Below are 18,758 nucleotides of genomic sequence, written 5' to 3'. Positions count from 1 at the left end.
ACGTAAAAAATCCTGCTAGATTGAAGCTTGTCGGACAAGTTGCTACTTGTCAGGAAAACGAAGGAATACCGGGCAGGAGATCGGTATGATCAAGACACTGAACACAGTAGGCTCAACCACCTACGACGCGATCAAACGCGATATCATCTTCGGGCGGCTTGCGCCGGGATCGAAGCTGAAGCTGGAGCCGCTGAAATCGCGCTATGCCGCAAGCGTGTCCACCTTGCGCGAAACCCTGAACCGGCTGGCCAGCGAAGGCTTTGTCGCCGCCGAGGAACAGCGCGGGTTCTTCGTGACCCCGGTCTCGCGCGAGGATCTGATCGAGATCGCCGATCTGCGGGTGCTGCTGGAATGCTCCGCCCTCAAGGTGTCGATCGAGAACGGGGACGCGGATTGGGAAGGCAACCTCGTGGCTGCCCATCACAAGCTGCACCTGATGGAAAAGCAGATGCTGTCCGGGGATGAGACCAACAAGGAACAGTGGAAGCGCTATGACTGGGAATTTCACCTGGCGATGATCCAGGCTTGCAATTCCCGCAACCTTCTGTCGCTTCACGCCACGCTGTTTGACAAGTATCTGCGCTACCAGATGCTCGTGCTGACCCATCGGGGGGAGATCGCGGCACAGGAACACCGGGCGATGTTCGAAGCGGCGCTCGCGCGGGACGCTGCGAAGGCCCAGGCCATTCTGGAAACCCATATCCGCAACGGCCTGTCCCACGCGATGGCTGCGTTCTCCTAACGCTCCCCGCGGCGGTAGGGGGCCATCAGGGCGGCGGGCACTTCCGCGCGCCGCGCCACCAGGATCAGCGCCACGATGGACAGCACGTAGGGCGCCATCAGGAACAGCTGATAGGGCACGCCCTCAATCGCCGTTTGCAGCCGCAACTGGTAGGCGTCGAAGAAGGCAAACAGCAGCGCGCCGATCAGCGCCTTGCCCGGCCGCCAACTGGCAAACACCACCAGAGCAATGCAGATCCAGCCGCGCCCCTGCACCATGCCGGGGAAGAAGCTGTTGAACGCCGCCGTCGTCAGGAAGGCCCCGCCAACCGCCATCAGGGCGGATCCCGCCACCACCGCGCCAATGCGGATGCGGATCGGGTTCAGCCCCTGCGCCTCGACCGCATGGGGGTTTTCACCGGTCATGCGAATGGCCAGCCCAAGCGGGGTGCGCGCCAGCACATAAGCCATGACCGCCACCGACAGCAGCGCCAGATAGGTCGGTACGCTTTGCGAAAACAGGATCGGTCCGACAATGGGCAGGTCCGACAGGACAGGCAGATCCAGAGGCTGAAACGCCTCGATTGCGGGCGGGGTTTCACCCACCACCACGATCAGCCGGTAGAGGTAATAGGCCAGCGCCGACGCAAAGAGCGTGATGCCAAGCCCCGATACATGCTGCGACAGGCCAAGTGGCACCGTCAGCCCCGCATGGATCAACCCCATCAACGCCCCGCAGATCGCGGCCACCATCAGCCCCACCAGCAATGGCGCGCCCATATAGACGGCGAGCCAGCCGCTCATCGCGCCCATGGTCATGATCCCCTCGATCCCCAGGTTCAGCACGCCCGAACGTTCGCACAGCAGCGCCCCGAGGACCCCGAAAATCAGCGGCGTCGCAATACGCAGGACCGCCGCCCAGAGGCTCGTGTTCATCAGAAGGTCAATCGCGTCACTCATCGGCGCACCCGGTAGGTTGTAAAGAGAAGGGCCACGATCATGGTCAGCAGGCACAGCGCCACGATCACATCGGCGATGAAGCTGGGAACGCCGGTCGCGCGGCTCATGGCGTCGGCCCCCACGAAGACCGTGGCGACGAAGACGGCAGCCGCGACGACCCCCGCGGGGTGAAGCGCGGCGAGCATGGCCACGACGATGCCCGCGTAGCCGAAGCCGGGGCTCATCGTGGTGGTGACACCCGCCGTGACGCCCATCACCTCGACCGACCCGGCGAGGCCAGCCAAAGCGCCAGAGAGCAGCGCCACGCCCATGATGGTCTTGGGCAGGGAAATGCCCGCGAAGGCGGCGGCCGAGGCATTGAGGCCAGCCGCCCGCGTCTCCGCCCCGAAGACGGTGCGCGCGAGCACCAGCCAGACGGCCCCGGCGGCGGCAATGGCGAAGAGAAGCCCGATGTGAAGGCGCGTGCGCGGCACCAGATCGGGCAGGCGGAAATCGCCATCCACCGGCACGGAAGAGGGCCAGCCGAAGGCCAGCGGGTCACGCATCGGGCCTTCGATCATCAGCCCCACGAAGAGGATCACGATGAAATTGAGCAGCAAGGTGGTCACCACCTCATCCACGCCAAAGCGCAGCCGCAAGAAGGCAGGCCCCGCCAGCAGCGCCGCGCCCGCCGCCATGCCCGCGAGCATCAGCAGCGGAATGCCGATCCAGCCCGGCACGCCCAGGGAATGGCCGATCCACGCGGTGACCAGCGCGCCGACGAAGAACTGTCCCTCGCCACCGATATTCCACAGCCGCGCGCGGAAGGCGACGGCGGCGGCAAGCCCGGTGAAGATGAGCGGCGTTGCCCGCGTCAGCATCTCGGTGATCGACAGCCGCGAGCCTAGCGCGCCGGTCAGCATCTCGCCATAGGCCGTCAGCGGGTTCACCCCCGCCGCAGCAATCAGCCCCGCCGCCAGCAGAAGCGCCGCGAAGATGGCCGCGAGCGGCGCGAGAATGACAAGGTGCAGGGGCACATGGGCGCGTCGTTCAAGCCGCATGATCGTCCTCCGTCCAGACACCGGCCATCATCAGGCCCAATCGCTGCGGGTCGGCCTCGTCCGCCGAGATTGGTTCCGACAGGCGGCCTTTCACAATGGCCTGAATGCGGTCCGACAGGGCCACGGCTTCCTCCAGTTCTTCCGATATCAGCAAGATCGCGGCGCCCTCGGCCCGTGCCGCCAGCAACTCGGCATGGACAGCGGCAATCGCACCCTCGTCGAGGCCCCGCGTGGGCTGGTTCGCCAGCACGAAACGCGGCCCGTTGGACAGGACGCGGCCAAGGATGAGCTTTTGCATATTGCCGCCGGACAGCAGCCGGATCCGCGTGTCGGGGGCCGCCCCGCGAATGTCGAAGCGCTTGATCAGGTCATTCGCATAGGCTCTGGCCGCGCCTTGCCGCACGAAGCCCCGGCGCGAAAACTCCGGCGTGCGCAGCCGTTCCAGAACCGCGTTTTCCCAAAGGCTAAGCTCGCCCACCACGCCCTCCGAATGGCGGTCCTCCGGCACCCGGCCCGCGCCCGCCCGGATCATGCCGCGCGGTCCCAGATGGCCCACATCCTGATCCGCGAGCGTGAGCGAGCCAGAGGCCGGATGCGCCAGCCCCGACAGAAGCGCGCCAAGCGCGGCCTGACCGTTGCCGGAGACACCGACGATGCCCAGGATTTCGCCTGCATGGACGGTGAAGGACACGTCATCGAGCCGGGTTTCCCCGCCATCCGCCACCCGCACCTTGTCCGCCACCAGCACCGGCGCGCCGATCTGGTGGTCATGGCGCACGGGCCGTTCCACCTTGCGGCCAACCATAAGCTCCGCCAACTCGCCGGGGTTCGTGTCATTGGTGCGCCGTTCGGCCACCATTTTACCGCCCCTCAGCACCGCCACCCGGTCGGAGGCCGCCATGACCTCATGCAGCTTATGGCTAATGAAGATGAGCGAGAGCCCCTCCTTGGTCATGTCGCGCAGGGTCTCGAACAGCCGCATCGCCTCGGGCCGGGCCAACACCGCCGTGGGTTCATCGAGGATCAGCACCCGCGCATCGCGGTAGAGCGCCTTCAGGATCTCCACCCGCTGCCGTTCGCCCACGGACAGCGCACTGACCTTCGCCTCGGGCTTCACCGGCAGGCCGAAGCGGTCGGCGATCTGCATCAGCTTCTTTCGTGCGGCCCCCCGCGCCGATGTCAGCCGGGTCAGCGGCTCCGACCCCAGCATCACGTTTTCCAGAACCGTCAGGTTGCCCGCCAGCGTGAAATGCTGGTGCACCATGCCCACACCCGCCGCGATGGCCGCGCGCGGCAGGCCGGGGGGCAGTTCTTGCCCGAAGACCTTCACATGCCCCTCATCGGCGGCGTAATGGCCGAAAAGGATGTTCATCAGCGTCGTTTTCCCGGCGCCGTTTTCGCCAAGCAGCGCGAGGATTTCGCCTTGGTCGAGCGTAAGGGTCACGTCGTCATTGGCGGTCAGGGCGCCGAACCGCTTGGTGATGTTGTGAAGCTCCAGAACCTTGGTCATACGGGCAGGCCTGCGATTGGGAAGGGGAAGGGAAGGGCGGGGGCGCGGGGTTCCAGCATGGCCGCCAGCGAGAGCAGCGCGAAGTCCGATCCCTGCGGGCCGATCAGTTGCACGCCAAGGGGCAGGCCGACTGCCATGCCGAAGGGCAGCGCCAGCGCGGGCAGCCCCGCGACATTGGCCAGGGCCGCGTTCGGGGCGAAGGCCTCCAGCGCCGCCATATGCGCCTCGGGGTCGCTGCCCGACAGGTCAAGCGCGCCGACGGGCAGGGGGGCTGAGGACAGGACCGGCATCAGCACCGCGTCCGCCGCGACGAAGAGTTTACGGGCGCGGTTGGTCAGCCGTGCCAGTTGCCGGGAGGCGGCGAAAAGCGCGGTGGCGGGCATCGCGCGGCCCTCGGCGGCCATGGCGGCGGCAAGGGGCGGCACCTGATCGTCGGGGATCTTCAGCGCGGCCAGCCACTCGGCCAGCGACACCGACAGGATCGTGCGGGCGATGGCATGGGCCTCGGCCCCCATACGGTCGGGGGCGGGCACGTCATGCACCTCGCAGCCCGCGTCGCGCAGCGCCTCGGCGGCGTCTTTTGCGGCCCGTTTCTGGTCTGGGCCGCAGCGGTCGGGCAGGGCGAGGGCAATGCGGGGCCGGTCTGACAGGTGATAGGGGGCGAGCGGCTGGTAGACGGCTCCGAACGCTGCTTCCACATCGCGCACCGATCGCGCAAGAACCAGTTCCGACGCGATCCCCATCAGGTGATTGGCAAAGTCGGGACCACCCGGAACTGCGCCGCGAGAGGGCTTCAAGCCGGTCAAGCCACAGCAAGCGGCGGGGACGCGGATGGACCCGGCGGCATCGGTGGCATGGGCGATGGCGACGATCCCGGCAGCAACCGCCGCCGCCGCGCCGCCGGACGATCCGCCGGGGGTGAGGTCCGGGTTCCATGGGTTGCGGGTGGCGGGCAGCCCTTCCGGTTCGCAGGTCAGGGAGAGGCCGAACGGGGGCGTTGCGGTAATGCCGAAGGGAATGAGCCCTGTGCGCCGCAGGTCCTGCAACAGGTGGCTGTCGGCCTCTGGCCTGCGCGCCTGTGCGCGGATGGCAGCGGAGCCCGCAGCAGGGGACAACCCCTTCGCAAATCCACCCAAATCCTTCACCAGGAAAGGCACGCCATGAAACGGCCCGCGCTGATCTTTCGGCAGCTTGTCCGCCGCCGCTGCGCCTGCGCGGGCCATGTCTTCATCCAGATGCACCACGGCCCCCAAAGCCCCCTGCGCGTGGCAGGCGGCAAGGCTTGCCTCCATCACGTCGGCGGCAGAAACCTGCCCCTCGGCAATGGCGGCGGCAAGGGCCGTGGCGTCGGTCACGTCAGCGCCCCGATCAGGCCGGTTCGCTTTCGTCGATCGGAACGTCCCATTCGCCAGACGCAATGGCCGCCTGCTTGGCCTCCATCGCCGGGATCGCCTCGGCGGGCACTTCGTCGGCCACGTAGATCAGCTCGTTCCCGCCATGGGCCATGAAGGAGTATTCCGTGTAGTTCCGGCCAGTGGGGTTGCCCGCCTGCACGTCTGCCACGATGGCCTCAATCGTGGGCCCATAGTTCCAGATCGCGTTGGCGAAGACGGTGCCGGGGTAGCGCGGCGTATAGTCGATCAGCGACCCAATGGCCTTGACGCCCCGCGCCTGCGCCGCGTCCGCCGTGCCGATCCGCTCACCAAAGAGGATATCCGCGCCCGCGTCGATCTGGGCAATCGCGGCTTCCTGCGCGCGGGCCGGGTCGAACCATGCACCGATGAAGCCGTTGAGGAAGGTGGCGTCGGGGTTCACCTCAGCCACACCCATGCGGAAGGCGTTGATCAGCAGGTTCACCTCGGGGATCGGATAACCGCCGACCGAGCCGAAGACATTGCTTTCGGACATATGGCCCGCCAGCATGCCCGCCAGGTAGGCCGCCTCGTGGTTGCGGGTGCCGAAGACGCCGAAATTGTCACCATCCGGCCCGCCGGAGGAGCCCATGAGGAACGCGGTTTCGGGATAGTCGCCCGCCACTTCACGCGCCTCACGCTCCACGGCGTAGGATTCGCCCCAGATGATCTGCGCGCCGCCCTCGGCATATTCGCGCATGGCGCGGGGGTAGTCGGTGGGGGCCACGCCTTCGGAGAATTCATACTCGATCAGGCCAGAGGCCGCGGCCTCCTGCATGGCCAGGTGGATGCGGCTGTTCCAGGCGTTTTCCACGGGCGACATGTGGACGCCTGCGATGCGCACAGCCGATTGCGCGTTCACGCGGCGCACGAAGGCAGGTGTGGCGAGCGTTGCGGCAGCACCGATCATCAGCTGACGGCGGGTGGTGGTGAGTTTCATGGGTTAATCCTCTCTGTTGAGTTCGGTTTTGGTTTTTTATGTTGGGTTTTCCGCCGAGACCGGCGCGTAGTCCGCCGGGTCGAGCGTTTCCGGGCGGCCGGGCAGGGACAGCGTGGCCAGGCGCGGCGCAGTGCGCGACAGCACCTTGCCGTGTTTCAGAACCGCCAGCCGTGTGGCTTTCATCCGCACCGCCTCGATCGGGTCTTTGGCCTGCAGCACGACCATGCTGGCCGGGCCGCCTGGCCGGATCGTGGGGTCCGGCAGGCCCATGGCCTTGGCACCGTTCTGGGTGACCGAGGTAAAGGCCCAGTCCATCGCCTCGCGTGAGGTCATGGGCACCGCGTGCACGCCCATATGCGCCACTTCCAGCATGTCGGCGGACCCGAGCGAATACCAAGGGTCCATCGTGCAATCCTGCCCGAAGGCCACGTTCACGCCCGCCGCGCGCAGTTCCGGCACGCGGGTCAGGCCGCGACGGCGCGGATAGGTGTCGGACCGGCCCTGAAGGGTGATGTTGATCAGCGGATTGGGCACCACGTTCATGCCGCTTTCCGCGATCAGGGGGATGAGCTTGGACGCATAATAGTTGTCATAGGAATGCATCGCGGTGACGTGGCTGGCCGTGACCCGCCCGCCAAGCCCGAGTCGCGTGGTTTCATAGGCCAGCGTTTCCACGTGGCGCGACATCGGATCGTCGCTTTCGTCGCAATGCAGATCCAGCATCAGGCCCCGGTCCGCCGCGATCTCGGCCAGCCGCGTGACCGACCGCGCACCATCGGCCATGGTGCGTTCGAAATGCGGAATGCCGCCCACCACATCGACCCCCATATCGAGCGAGCGTATCAGGTTTTCCTCTGCCTTTTCCGCGCGGTAGAGCCCGTCTTGCGGGAAGGCCACCAGTTGCAGGTCGATATAGGGCGCAACCTGCTTGCGCACTTCCAAGAGCGCCTCGACCCCCACCAGCGGCGCGGTCGACACGTCCACATGCGACCGGATCGCCAGTAGGCCCTGCGACACCGCAAGGTCGCAATAGCGAAGCGCGCGTTCGATCACCGCCTCAGGCGTCAGAAGCGGCTTCAACTCCCCCCATAGCGCGATGCCCTCCAGCAGCGTGCCCGAGACATTCATGCGCGGCAGGCCAAGGCTCAGCGTCGCATCCATATGGAAATGCGGGTCGGTGAAGGGCGGGCAGACGAGCCGGCCCGTGGCGTCGATCTCCTCCCGTGCGGTGGCGTCGATCCGGGGCGCGATCTCTGCGATCTTGTCGCCCTGGATGGCGATATCGACCGGCCCCTGTCCGTCCGGCAGGTTTGCCTGCCTTATGATGATGTCCAGCATCCCCCATCTCCCGATTTTTGACTATATGGTAAATAAATTTCGCAAAATCCCCAAACCTTTCGTGGAATTTGCCCCGAAAAAACGCTTCTGTCACATTTTCCGGCACTTACTGACGGCGATTGCCTGCAAAAAAGTGCCGTTGGGGAAGCTTTGCCAAGACCATCCCCAATAGAAACGCCGAATCAGATTCGCATGCGCTCTTTTCAGAGTGGCGGGGGCGGTCTATCAATATTCCTGCATTCGATAGGAATCCTCTATTATGCTCGACAAGCTGGAGATGTTCATCGCGGTGGCGAAAGAGGCCCATTTCGGCCGCGCCGCGCAAAGCCTCGGGATCACGCAGCCGACGCTGTCGGCGGGGATCAAGCAGTTGGAGGAACAGCTTGGTGTCCAGTTGATCTTTCGCGGCTCGCGCTACGGCGGACTGACGCCGGAAGGGCAGAGCGCATTGGTCTGGGCGCGCAAGATCGTGGGCGATGCGCGTCAGTTGCGCGAGGAAATGCGGTTTTCGCGGCACGGGTTGGCGGGGCAGCTGCGCATCGCGGTCATTCCCACGGCGCTGACCTGGGCGGGCAAGCTGACGACGCGGTTCACCGAAAAGCACCCCAATGTGCGCTTCACGATCCTGTCGCGCACCTCGATCGAGATCCTGACGATGATCGAGAACCTCGATGTGGATGCAGGCATTTCCTATCTCGACAATGAACCCACGGGCCGCGTCAGCACCGAGCCGCTCTATGAGGAACGCTACATGCTGGTCTGCCGCAACGATTCCCCCTTCGCGGGGCGAAAAGAGGTGCGCTGGCGTGATCTGGACGGCCAAAAACTGTGCCTTCTGACGCCGGACATGCAGAACCGGCGGATCATCAATAAAAACTTCGAGAGCGCGGGCGTGGTGCCGGAGGCGACGGTGGAGTCGAATTCCACGGTCGTTCTGGTGGCAAATGTGCTGGAAGGGGGCTTTCTGACGGTGCTGCCCGCCGATATGGCGCGCTTCCTGACCGGGGGGAAACCCCTTGAAATCATTCCGCTTTCCGGGGCGGGCGTGGGGCTGGTCGCGCCATGGCGCGAACCCCATACCCCGGTGCTGGAGGCATTGCTGGCGGAAGCACGGCGCATGTCGGAGGTTCGTTGATAGAAAATCCCTATCGACTGACGGAAAAGCGATATTGAATCACGAAGGTCGCGCGGGTGATTACGGCCCCGACAAGACCGGAGCCAGCCATGTCCCTTTCCAAGCCCGCCCCGAGTGCAGAGGAGATCCGCGAGATCGTCGCCTCTCAACTGCATCTCGAAGGACCGCTTCTTCCCATTTTTCATGCGTTGCAGGACGCGTTCGGCTGTGTGCCGGAAGGCGCGCTGCCGGTGATCGCCGATGCGCTGAACATCACCCGCGCCGAGGTGCACGGGGTGATGAGCTTCTACCACGATTTCCGCGAGGTTCCCGCCGGGCGTCACGTGGTCAAGATCTGCCGGGCAGAGGCCTGTCAGGCCGTGGGTGCCGACGCGCTGGCCGCGCGCACACTGGAAAAGCTTGGCACCGAATGGCACGGCACCACCGCCAACGGCGCGGTGACGATCGAGCCGGTCTATTGCCTTGGCCTTTGCGCCTGCGGCCCCGCCGCGATGGTTGACAACAAGGTGGTGGGCCGCGTCGATGACGCGAAAATGGCGAAACTTCTGGCGGAGGCAGGCGCATGAAAATCTACGTCCCCCTCGACAGCGCTGCCAAGGCGCTCGGCGCGGATGAAGTGGCAGACGCCATCATGTCCGAAGCTGCCACCCGTGGCCTCGACGTGCAGGTGATCCGCAATGGCACCCGCGGCATGATCTGGCTGGAGCCGCTGGTGGAACTGGAACAGGACGGCACCCGTGTGGGCTATGGCCCGGTCGCGGTCGAGGACGTTCCGGCGCTGCTCGACGGCAAACTCGCCTCGCTCGGTCCCGTTGAAGACATCCCCTTCCTCGCCAAACAGACCCGCCTGACCTTCGCCCGCGTCGGCGTGATCGACCCGCTGGACCTTACTGATTACGAGGCGCATGGCGGCCTCGCCGGTCTGCGCCGCGCGATTGCCATGACGGGGGCCGAGATCGTCAAGGAAGTGACCGACTCCGGCCTGCGCGGCCGGGGCGGCGCGGGCTTCCCCACGGGGATCAAATGGAACACGGTTCTGGGGGCCGAGGCTGACCAGAAATACATTGTCTGCAACGCCGATGAGGGCGACAGCGGCACCTTCGCCGACCGCATGGTGATGGAGGGCGACCCCTTCTGCCTGATCGAAGGCATGGCGATTGCGGGCCTCGGCGTGGGCGCGACCAGGGGCTATGTCTACCTGCGCTCGGAATACCCCGATGCGATTGCCGTGATGGAAGAGGCCGTGCGCCGGGCGCGTGCGGCGGGTGTTCTGGGCGCGGATGTTCTGGGGTCGGGCAAGGCGTTCGACATGGAAATCCGCGTCGGTGCGGGCGCGTATGTCTGTGGCGAGGAAACCTCGCTTCTGAACTCCCTCGAAGGCAAGCGCGGCATCGTGCGCGCCAAGCCGCCGTTGCCCGCATTGGAAGGCTTCCTCGGCAAGCCCACGGTGGTCAACAACGTGCTGTCGCTGGCGACCGTGCCGGTGATCTTCGAGAAGGGCGCGGCGCATTACGCGGGCTTTGGCCTGGGCCGGTCGAAAGGCACCATGCCGATCCAGATCGCGGGGAATGTGAAATTCGGGGGCCTCTTCGAGACCGCCTTTGGCATGCCGCTCGGCACATTGGTAAACGAGGTCGCCGGCGGCACCGCCTCTGGCCGTCCGGTGAAGGCGGTTCAGGTGGGCGGGCCTCTGGGCGCTTACCTGCATCCCGACCAGTTCGATACGCCCTTTGGATATGAGGAGTTCGACCAGGCGGGCGGGCTGATCGGCCATGCCGGTGTCGTCATCTTCGATGACTCAGCCGACATGCTGAAAATGGCGCGCTTCGCGATGGAGTTCTGCGCGGTGGAAAGCTGCGGCAAATGCACCCCCTGCCGGATCGGCGCGGTGCGCGGCGTCGAGACCATCGACCGGATCGCGGAAGGCGATGCGTCGGCCATCGGGCTGCTGACGGACCTCTGCGAGACCATGAAGGACGGGTCTCTCTGCGCGCTTGGGGGCTTCACGCCCTTCCCGGTGATGTCGGCGCTGACCCACTTCCCCGATGATTTCGCGCGCCAGAAGGAGGCTGCGGAATGAGCTGTTCCATGAGTGGTTTCGCCGCCTTCGGCGTCGACCAGCCCCCGGGACCCCCCGAGGTATTTTCGCCAAGATGAAGGCGATGGAGGTTTTGGCATGAAAGACTTGATCATTCCCTGGGACGCCGACCGCGATTTCGGCACCCCCGCCAAGGAAGGCAAGCCCGTCACCCTGACCATCGACGGCTTCGAGGTGACCGTGCCCGAGGGCACCTCCGTCATGCGCGCCGCGTCCGAGGCCGGCATGCAGATCCCCAAGCTGTGCGCGACCGACAGCCTTGAAGCCTTCGGCTCCTGCCGTCTTTGCGTGGTGGAAATCGAAGGCCGTCGTGGCACGCCTGCCTCCTGCACCACGCCGGTGGCCGAGGGCATGGTGGTCCACACCCAGTCCCAGAAGGTCAAGAAGATCCGCAAGGGGGTGATGGAGCTTTACATCTCCGACCACCCGCTGGATTGCCTGACCTGTGCGGCCAATGGCGATTGCGAGCTGCAGGATATGGCCGGCATGGTCGGCCTGCGCGACGTGCGCTACGAGGCGCCGCAAACGGGCGGGCTCGCCAACCATTTCGAGGCGCGCAACACCTCGGGCGAGGCCAATGCCGAATGGCTGCCCAAGGACGATTCAAACCCCTATTTCACCTATGATCCGGCGAAATGCATCGTCTGCAGCCGCTGCGTGCGGGCCTGCGAGGAAGTGCAGGGCACCTTCGCGCTGACCATCGAGGGCCGGGGCTTCGGCAGCCGCGTGTCGGCGGGTGCAGCGAATGATAGCTTCCTGACTTCCGACTGCGTCAGCTGCGGCGCCTGTGTGCAGGCCTGCCCGACCGCGACCTTGCAGGAAAAATCCGTGATCGAACTGGGCACGCCCGAACGCTCGGTCGTCACCACCTGCGCCTATTGCGGGGTGGGCTGTTCCTTCAAGGCGGAGCTCAACGGCGACGACCTGGTGCGCATGGTGCCCTACAAGCACGGCAAGGCGAACCGGGGCCATTCCTGCGTGAAGGGCCGCTTCGCCTATGGCTACGCCACCCATAGCGACCGCATCCTGAACCCGATGATCCGCGACTCGATTGACCAGCCGTGGAAAGAGGTCAGCTGGGACGAGGCGCTGAGCTTCGCCGCGACCAAGATGCGGGGCCTGCAGGAAACCTATGGCCGCCGGTCCATCGGCGTCATCACCTCCAGCCGTTGCACCAACGAGGAAACCTACCTCGTGCAGAAACTGGCGCGCGGCGTCTTTGGCAACAACAACACCGATACCTGTGCGCGGGTGTGCCACTCGCCCACGGGCTATGGCCTTGGCCAGACCTTCGGCACCTCGGCGGGCACACAGGATTTTGACAGCGTCGAACATACCGACGTGGTGATCGTGATCGGCGCGAACCCGACCGATGGCCACCCGGTCTTCGCCAGCCGCCTGAAAAAGCGCCTGCGGGCCGGGGCACAGCTGATCGTCATCGACCCGCGCCGGATTGATCTGGTGAAGTCGGCCCATATCAAGGCCGCCCATCACCTGCCGCTGCGTCCGGGCACCAACGTCTCCGTGGTGACCTCGCTGGCGCATGTGATCGTAACCGAGGGCCTGATGGATGAGGCCTTCATCCGTGAGCGTTGCGACTGGGAGGAATTCCAGGAATACGCGGAATTCGTGTCCGACCCGCGCCACAGCCCCGAAGCCAACGAGATGCTGACTGGCGTTCCGGCGGAAGAGCTGCGCAAGGCCGCGCGGCTGTTTGCGACCGGCGGCAATGGCGCGATCTATTACGGGCTTGGCGTGACCGAGCACAGCCAGGGCTCCACCACCGTGATGGGCATCGCCAACCTCGCCATGCTGACCGGCAATATCGGGCGCAAGGGCGTGGGCGTGAACCCGCTGCGCGGGCAGAACAACGTGCAAGGCTCCTGCGATATGGGCTCTTTCCCGCATGAACTGCCGGGTTATCGCCATGTGAAGCTGCCCGAAGTGCGCGAGATCTTCGAGAAGGCCTGGGGCGTGGAGATCGACCCCGAACCCGGTCTGCGCATCCCCAACATGCTGGACGCCGCCGTCGATGGCACCTTCAAGGGGCTCTATTGCCAGGGCGAGGATATCCTTCAGTCCGACCCCGATACCAAGCATGTGGCGGCGGGCCTCGCGGCGATGGAATGCGTCATCGTTCACGATCTCTTCCTCAATGAGACCGCGAATTACGCGCATGTCTTCCTGCCCGGCTCGACCTTCCTCGAAAAGGACGGGACCTTCACCAATGCCGAGCGCCGCATCAACCGCGTGCGCAAGGTGATGGCGCCGCGCAATGGCTATGCCGACTGGGAAGTGACGCAGCTTCTGGCCAACGCCATGGGTGCGGGCTGGCACTACACCCACCCCTCCCAGATCATGGAAGAGATCGCGGCGACCACCCCCGGTTTCGCAAACGTGACCTATGACATGCTTGAAGAGCGCGGCTCGGTCCAGTGGCCCTGCAATGACAGCGCTCCCGATGGCACGCCGCTGATGCACGTGGATGGGTTTGTGCGCGGCAAGGGGCGGTTCATCGTCACCGAATACGTGGCAACCGATGAAAGGACCGGCCCGCGCTTCCCGCTTCTGCTGACCACCGGGCGCATCCTGTCTCAGTACAATGTGGGCGCGCAGACGCGGCGCACGGCGAACTCGGTCTGGCATGAGGAGGACGTGCTGGAGATTCACCCCCATGACGCGGAAAACCGCGGCCTCAATGACGGGGACTGGGTGCGGCTGGCGTCGCGTTCCGGCGAAACGACGCTGCGGGCGAAGATCACCGATCGGGTCAGCCCCGGCGTGGTCTACACCACCTTCCACCACCCCGACACGCAGGCCAACGTCATCACCACCGATTTCTCGGACTGGGCCACCAACTGCCCGGAATACAAGGTGACGGCGGTGCAGGTCGCGCCCTCGAACGGGCCGTCGGAATGGCAGGAGGACTACAACGCGCAGGCGGCTCAGTCCCGGCGCATCCTGCCGGCGGCGGAGTAACGCCCATGGCACGGCCCCTGTCACGGTCCTTGCCGGGCCTCTCGGTGCAGGCGGACGGGCAATTGTCCGTCCGTCGCAACCTGCCCGAAGAGGTGCCGGTCGCGGTGGTGTTCGATGGCACCACCCAGGCCGTGATGATGGCCAGCCCCGGCGATATCGCCGATTTCGCCTATGGTTTTGCGCTGTCTGAGGGATTCATCACCCGGCTCGACCAGGTCGAGGATTTCGAGGTGGTGGAGCATGAGGCCGGGATCGAGGCCCGCTTCTGGCTGACCGGCGACCGGTCCAAGGCGCTGGAAACCCGCAGACGCAAGATGGCCGGTCCCGTGGGCTGTGGCCTGTGCGGGATCGACAGCCTTGAGGAAGCCACCCGCGCGTTGCCGACCGTCACCGCCGAGCCGCGCTTTGCCGCCTGCGAGGTCGCGCATGCCACGGATGAACTGCGCGCGAACCAGCCGCTTCACGACCAGACCCATGCCGTTCACGCGGCGGGGTTCCTGCTGCCGGGGCAGGGGATTGTTCTTGCCCGCGAGGATGTCGGCCGTCACAACGCGCTCGACAAGCTTATCGGCGCGCTGGCCCTGCAGGGGATCGACCCCGCAACCGGAGCTTTCGTCCTGACCAGCCGCGTGTCCGTGGAACTGGTGCAGAAAACCGCCATGGCGGGCTGTCCGGTGCTCATTGCCGTCTCTGCCCCCACGGCCCATGCCCTTCGCCTTGCCGATCAGGCAGGCATCACCGTCGCCGCCTTTGCTCGTGGCGGTGGCTTCGACCTCTATTCCCATGCCTCTCGCATCACGACGGAGACGCCCGATGTCCCCTGAAAAAATGGTCACCATGGCCAATCAGATCGCCACCTTCTTCAAATCCCAGCCCGGTACCGACCAGTCCGACCGGATCGCCGCCCATTTGAGCGATTTCTGGGACCCGCGCATGCGCGCGCAGCTGCAATCCTATGTCTCCGAGGGCGGCAAGGGGCTGGATGCGCTGGTGCTGGAAGCGGCGCAGAAGATCTGACATTTATGACGCCTTTCGGCATCAAATTATCCTTTACAGGTCGCAGGTTACCCCCCTGCGGCCTTGCAATGGCTTGAAGCTGCCCACACGTCATGACAGAAGACGCCACCCGATCCGTGCAGGGGGTCGTCACCTGGAGGGCTGAGATGCTCGATATCACTGCCATGCGCGAAAGCCTGTCAGAGGCCTATGACCTCGCGCCCAATGCAGACCTGGCCGAGGAACTGGCCCCGATCTATGCCAAGATGGACCGCGTGGTGACCCCAGTGGACTGGGTGCGTCACGCGCCATACGTGGCCGCAATCAACCGGCTCAAGCGCGAACGGAATGCCGTCATCCTTGCGCATAACTACATGACGCCGGACATTTATCACGGGATTTCCGATTTCGTGGGCGACAGCCTGCAACTGGCGATGGAGGCGCAGCGCACTGATGCCGAGGTGATCGTGCAATGCGGCGTGCATTTCATGGCCGAGACGTCGAAGATCCTCAGCCCCGAAAAGCGCGTGCTGATGCCGGATATGGAGGCGGGCTGTTCGCTGGCTGAAAGCATCACCGCCGCAGGCATTGCGGAAATGCGCGCGAAATATCCCGGCGCGCCGGTCGTGTCCTATGTGAACACCACGGCAGAGGTGAAAGCCGCCTCCGACATTTGCTGCACGTCTTCCAACGCCGCGCAAATCGTGGCCGCGATGGACAGCGACACGGTGATCATGACCCCCGACCAGTACCTCGCCCAGAACGTCGCCCGCGACGTGCCGCAGAAAAACGTGGTCTGGTGGGAAGGGTCGTGCATCGTGCACGAACAGTTCACGGCGGAAGACATCAAGGATTTCCGCGAATGGAACCCCGGCACCCGCATCATCGCGCATCCCGAATGCCCGCCATCGGTGGTGGACGCGTCTGATTTCTCCGGCTCCACCAAGGGCATCATCGACTACGTGTCGCGCGAAAAGCCCGAAAACGCGATGCTGCTCACGGAATGCTCGATGGCGTCCAATATCGCTGACGCGCTGCCCGAGGTCGAATTTGTCGGCCCCTGCAACATGTGCCCCTACATGAAGAAGATCACGCTGGAAAAGGTGCTCTGGTCGCTTCACACCATGTCGCCCGAGGTGCATGTGGATGAAGAGGTCGCGGCGAAAGCCCGCCTCGCCGTGCAGCGGATGATCGACCTCAGCCGCGAATTGGGGATCTGAAGCGGTGATCCGCACGGACCGTATCGTCATCGTGGGCGCGGGCCTTGGTGCGCTCTACGCCGCGCTGGAACTGGCCCCGCGCCCGGTTCTCATGATCTCGCCCGAGGCTTTGGGCGACGGGGCGTCTAGCGCATGGGCACAGGGCGGTGTTGCCGCCGCCATGGCGGCCAGCGACAGCCCCGAATCCCATGCCGCCGACACGGTGAAGGCCGGGGCGGGGACCGTGGATGCCGAGGTCGCCGCAATGGTGACCCGCGTGGCACGCGACCATATCCTCGACCTCACCAGCCTTGGCACCCCCTTCGACCGAGACCCCGAAGGCGGCTATGTCATGAGCCGCGAGGCCGCCCATTCCGCCGCCCGCGTGGTGCGGGTGCAGGGCGATCAGGCGGGCAGGCAGATCATGGAAACACTGATCGCCGCGTTGCGGGACACGCCGTCCGTTCAGGTCATCGAGGGGGCGCTTGCCACCCGGTTGGAGTCGGAAGGTGACCGCGTCACCGGCGTCTGGATCACCTCTGCGCACGCGCCGTCCGGCGAGGTTCTGATCGAAGCGCCCGCCGTGCTGCTGGCCGGGGGCGGATCGGGCGGGCTCTACGCCCACACCACCAACCCGCCGCGCATCCGCGGGCAGGTGATCGGCATGGCCGCCCGCGCCGGGGCGCTGATGGCCGACCCCGAGTTCGTGCAGTTCCACCCGACCGGTTTTGACATCGGCGAGGACCCCGCACCGCTCGCGACCGAGGCCCTGCGCGGCGAAGGCGCCACGCTCATCAACAAGGCGGGCGAACGCTTCATGCTCAACGTGCACCCCGACGCCGAACTGGCCCCGCGCGATATCGTCGCCCGCGCGATCTTTGCCGAGACCCAGGCCGGGAACCGCCCGATGCTGGACACGCGCGCGGCCCTCGGGGCGCAGGTGCTGACCCTGTTCCCCTCGGTCGCCGAAACCTGCGCCCGCGCCGGGATCGACCCGGTGGCCGACCCGATCCCTGTGGCTGTCGCGGCTCACTACCACATGGGGGGAGTGGCCGCAGACCAGGCCGGGCGCACCAGCCTGCAAGGGCTCTGGGTCTGCGGCGAGGCCTCGTCGACCGGCCTGCACGGCGCCAACCGGCTCGCCTCGAACGGGCTGCTGGAGGCGCTGGTCTACGCGCGCAATGCCGCTGGCGATATCGCGGGGACCCTGCCTTTGACCGAAGCGGCCCCTGTGACCATCCGCTTCCCCGATGGCGGCAGCATCCCTGACCCCGACGCGGTGGCGCTCCTGCGCCAGACGATGACGACCCATGTCGGCGTGCGCCGGACGGCCAACGGCCTGAAATCCGCGCTCGCCACCATCGCCCGGCTGGAAGCGGACCACGCGGACGATCCCTCCTTCCTCAACATGACCGCCACCGCCACGCTGATCGCCGCCGCTGCGCTGACGCGGGAGGAAAGCCGGGGCGGCCACTGGCGCGATGACTTTCCCGAGCCCAACCCCGATCTCGCGCATCGCTCCCTGATCCACCTGCCGGACGCACTGGCGATCCGGACCGCCGCCGCAAAGGATGCCCCGCAATGCAGCATGCTGAACTGCCCGACCTGATCCTCGAATCGCTGTTACGCGCGGCGCTGATGGAAGACCTCGGCACCTATGGCGACGTGACCACCCGCGCCGTGATTCCCGCCGGTGTGACCTATGACGCCCGGCTGAATGCGCGGGCCGAGGGCATCGTGTCCGGCATGCAGATCGCGCGGCTGGCCTTTCATCTGGTCGATCCGACGCTGAAGGTGGAGGTGCTGCAACCCGACGGCTCGCCCTGCGCCCCCGCCGACACGCTGATGACCATCAAGGGCAGCGCCGCCTCGATCCTCTCGGGTGAGCGGGTGGCGCTCAACTTCGCGGGCCGGCTGTCGGGGATCGCGACGTTGACCGCGCAATTCGTCAAGGAAACAAAGGGCACCGCGACGCGCATCACCTGCACCCGCAAGACAACGCCGGGCCTCAGGATCGTCGAAAAACAGGCGGTACTGCATGGCGGCGGCTTCAACCACCGCTTCAGCCTGTCGGATGCCATTCTCATAAAAGACAACCATATCGCTGCCGCCGGAGGCGTGCGCGCGGTGTTGCAGGCGGCGAGGGCCAGCGCGTCGCACATGATGCGGGTGGAGATCGAGGTGGATAGGCTCGATCAGCTGGCCGAGGTGCTGGACGAGGGCGGGGCCGACGTGGTGTTGCTCGACAACATGGACACACCGAGCTTGCGCGAGGCGGTGAAGATGGTTGCAGGTCGCATGGTCACCGAGGCGTCGGGCAACATGACCCTGCCACGCATTGCCGAGGTCGCTGCAACCGGGGTGGATTACATATCCTCGGGTGCCTTGACCCATTCCGCCAAGACGCTGGATCTCGGTCTGGATTTCTGAC

16 protein-coding genes are annotated in these 18,758 nt (G+C 65.7%); 10 read left to right on the top strand and 6 right to left on the bottom strand.

Annotated elements, in window-relative coordinates:
• The first annotated feature begins 85 nt into the window (after nucleotides 1-85).
• Nucleotides 86-742, top strand: a complete 657-nt coding sequence (locus RBB16_RS06760) for a GntR family transcriptional regulator (RefSeq protein WP_306045438.1) — start codon at nucleotides 86-88, stop codon at nucleotides 740-742.
• Here RBB16_RS06760 and RBB16_RS06755 read toward each other — a convergent pair.
• The 6 genes from RBB16_RS06755 to RBB16_RS06730 are packed head-to-tail and all read right to left on the bottom strand — an operon-like array spanning nucleotide 739 to nucleotide 7,920.
• Nucleotides 739-1,680 carry an ABC transporter permease gene (locus tag RBB16_RS06755; RefSeq protein ID WP_306045437.1) on the bottom strand — a complete coding sequence of 314 codons (942 nt, stop codon included), beginning with the start codon at nucleotides 1,678-1,680 and terminating at the stop codon, nucleotides 739-741. The genes RBB16_RS06760 and RBB16_RS06755 overlap by 4 nt on opposite strands.
• Nucleotides 1,677-2,720: an ABC transporter permease gene (locus tag RBB16_RS06750; protein ID WP_306045436.1), complete on the bottom strand. Its 1,044-nt coding sequence runs from the start codon at nucleotides 2,718-2,720 to the stop codon at nucleotides 1,677-1,679. Before RBB16_RS06750 ends, RBB16_RS06755 begins: the two co-directional genes overlap by 4 nt.
• Complete coding sequence (locus RBB16_RS06745; RefSeq protein WP_306045435.1) at nucleotides 2,710-4,230, bottom strand: ABC transporter ATP-binding protein; 1,521 nt, start codon at nucleotides 4,228-4,230, stop codon at nucleotides 2,710-2,712. Before RBB16_RS06745 ends, RBB16_RS06750 begins: the two co-directional genes overlap by 11 nt.
• The gene (locus tag RBB16_RS06740) at nucleotides 4,227-5,585 is read right to left on the bottom strand and encodes an amidase (protein ID WP_306045434.1); all 1,359 of its coding nucleotides are present in this window, start codon (nucleotides 5,583-5,585) and stop codon (nucleotides 4,227-4,229) included. Before RBB16_RS06740 ends, RBB16_RS06745 begins: the two co-directional genes overlap by 4 nt.
• A 13-nt stretch (nucleotides 5,586-5,598) precedes the next feature.
• Entirely contained in the window at nucleotides 5,599-6,582 is a 984-nt protein-coding gene (locus RBB16_RS06735) for a BMP family protein (RefSeq protein WP_071691418.1), read from the bottom strand.
• A gap of 36 nt (nucleotides 6,583-6,618) precedes the next feature.
• Nucleotides 6,619-7,920, bottom strand: coding sequence for an amidohydrolase family protein (locus RBB16_RS06730; protein WP_306045433.1), 1,302 nt, complete (start codon nucleotides 7,918-7,920; stop codon nucleotides 6,619-6,621).
• Between the two features lie 259 nt (nucleotides 7,921-8,179).
• Between RBB16_RS06730 and RBB16_RS06725 the strand changes: the two genes are divergently transcribed.
• From RBB16_RS06725 to nadC, 9 genes are all read left to right on the top strand, one after another.
• Entirely contained in the window at nucleotides 8,180-9,055 is an 876-nt protein-coding gene (locus tag RBB16_RS06725; protein ID WP_306045432.1) for a LysR family transcriptional regulator, read from the top strand.
• 89 nt (nucleotides 9,056-9,144) lie between these two features.
• Nucleotides 9,145-9,621 (top strand): formate dehydrogenase subunit gamma, encoded by a 477-nt coding sequence (locus tag RBB16_RS06720; protein ID WP_306045431.1) that lies wholly within the window; start codon nucleotides 9,145-9,147, stop codon nucleotides 9,619-9,621.
• Nucleotides 9,618-11,135 (top strand): NADH-quinone oxidoreductase subunit NuoF, encoded by a 1,518-nt coding sequence (locus RBB16_RS06715; RefSeq protein ID WP_306045430.1) that lies wholly within the window; start codon nucleotides 9,618-9,620, stop codon nucleotides 11,133-11,135. Before RBB16_RS06720 ends, RBB16_RS06715 begins: the two co-directional genes overlap by 4 nt.
• Before the next feature lie 96 nt (nucleotides 11,136-11,231).
• Complete coding sequence (gene fdhF, locus RBB16_RS06710) at nucleotides 11,232-14,132, top strand: formate dehydrogenase subunit alpha (RefSeq protein WP_306045429.1); 2,901 nt, start codon at nucleotides 11,232-11,234, stop codon at nucleotides 14,130-14,132.
• Nucleotides 14,133-14,137: 5 nt separating this feature from the next.
• Nucleotides 14,138-14,956: a formate dehydrogenase accessory sulfurtransferase FdhD gene (fdhD, locus tag RBB16_RS06705; RefSeq protein WP_306045428.1), complete on the top strand. Its 819-nt coding sequence runs from the start codon at nucleotides 14,138-14,140 to the stop codon at nucleotides 14,954-14,956.
• Nucleotides 14,946-15,149, top strand: coding sequence for a formate dehydrogenase subunit delta (locus tag RBB16_RS06700; protein ID WP_306045427.1), 204 nt, complete (start codon nucleotides 14,946-14,948; stop codon nucleotides 15,147-15,149). Before fdhD ends, RBB16_RS06700 begins: the two co-directional genes overlap by 11 nt.
• A gap of 146 nt (nucleotides 15,150-15,295) precedes the next feature.
• A complete protein-coding gene (gene nadA / locus RBB16_RS06695; protein WP_306045426.1) occupies nucleotides 15,296-16,348 on the top strand; it encodes a quinolinate synthase NadA in 1,053 nt (350 codons plus the stop codon).
• A gap of 4 nt (nucleotides 16,349-16,352) precedes the next feature.
• Nucleotides 16,353-17,936: an L-aspartate oxidase gene (locus RBB16_RS06690; protein WP_306045425.1), complete on the top strand. Its 1,584-nt coding sequence runs from the start codon at nucleotides 16,353-16,355 to the stop codon at nucleotides 17,934-17,936.
• Nucleotides 17,909-18,757, top strand: a complete 849-nt coding sequence (nadC, locus tag RBB16_RS06685) for a carboxylating nicotinate-nucleotide diphosphorylase (RefSeq protein ID WP_306045424.1) — start codon at nucleotides 17,909-17,911, stop codon at nucleotides 18,755-18,757. The genes RBB16_RS06690 and nadC overlap by 28 nt, the downstream gene beginning before the upstream one ends.
• Nucleotide 18,758 lies beyond the last annotated feature (1 nt).

The sequence above is a fragment of the Nioella sp. MMSF_3534 genome (assembly GCF_030732985.1).
Taxonomy (GTDB): domain Bacteria; phylum Pseudomonadota; class Alphaproteobacteria; order Rhodobacterales; family Rhodobacteraceae; genus Nioella.
Note: the sequence above shows the minus strand (reverse complement) of the source record. Positions and strands in the feature narration are given on the sequence as shown.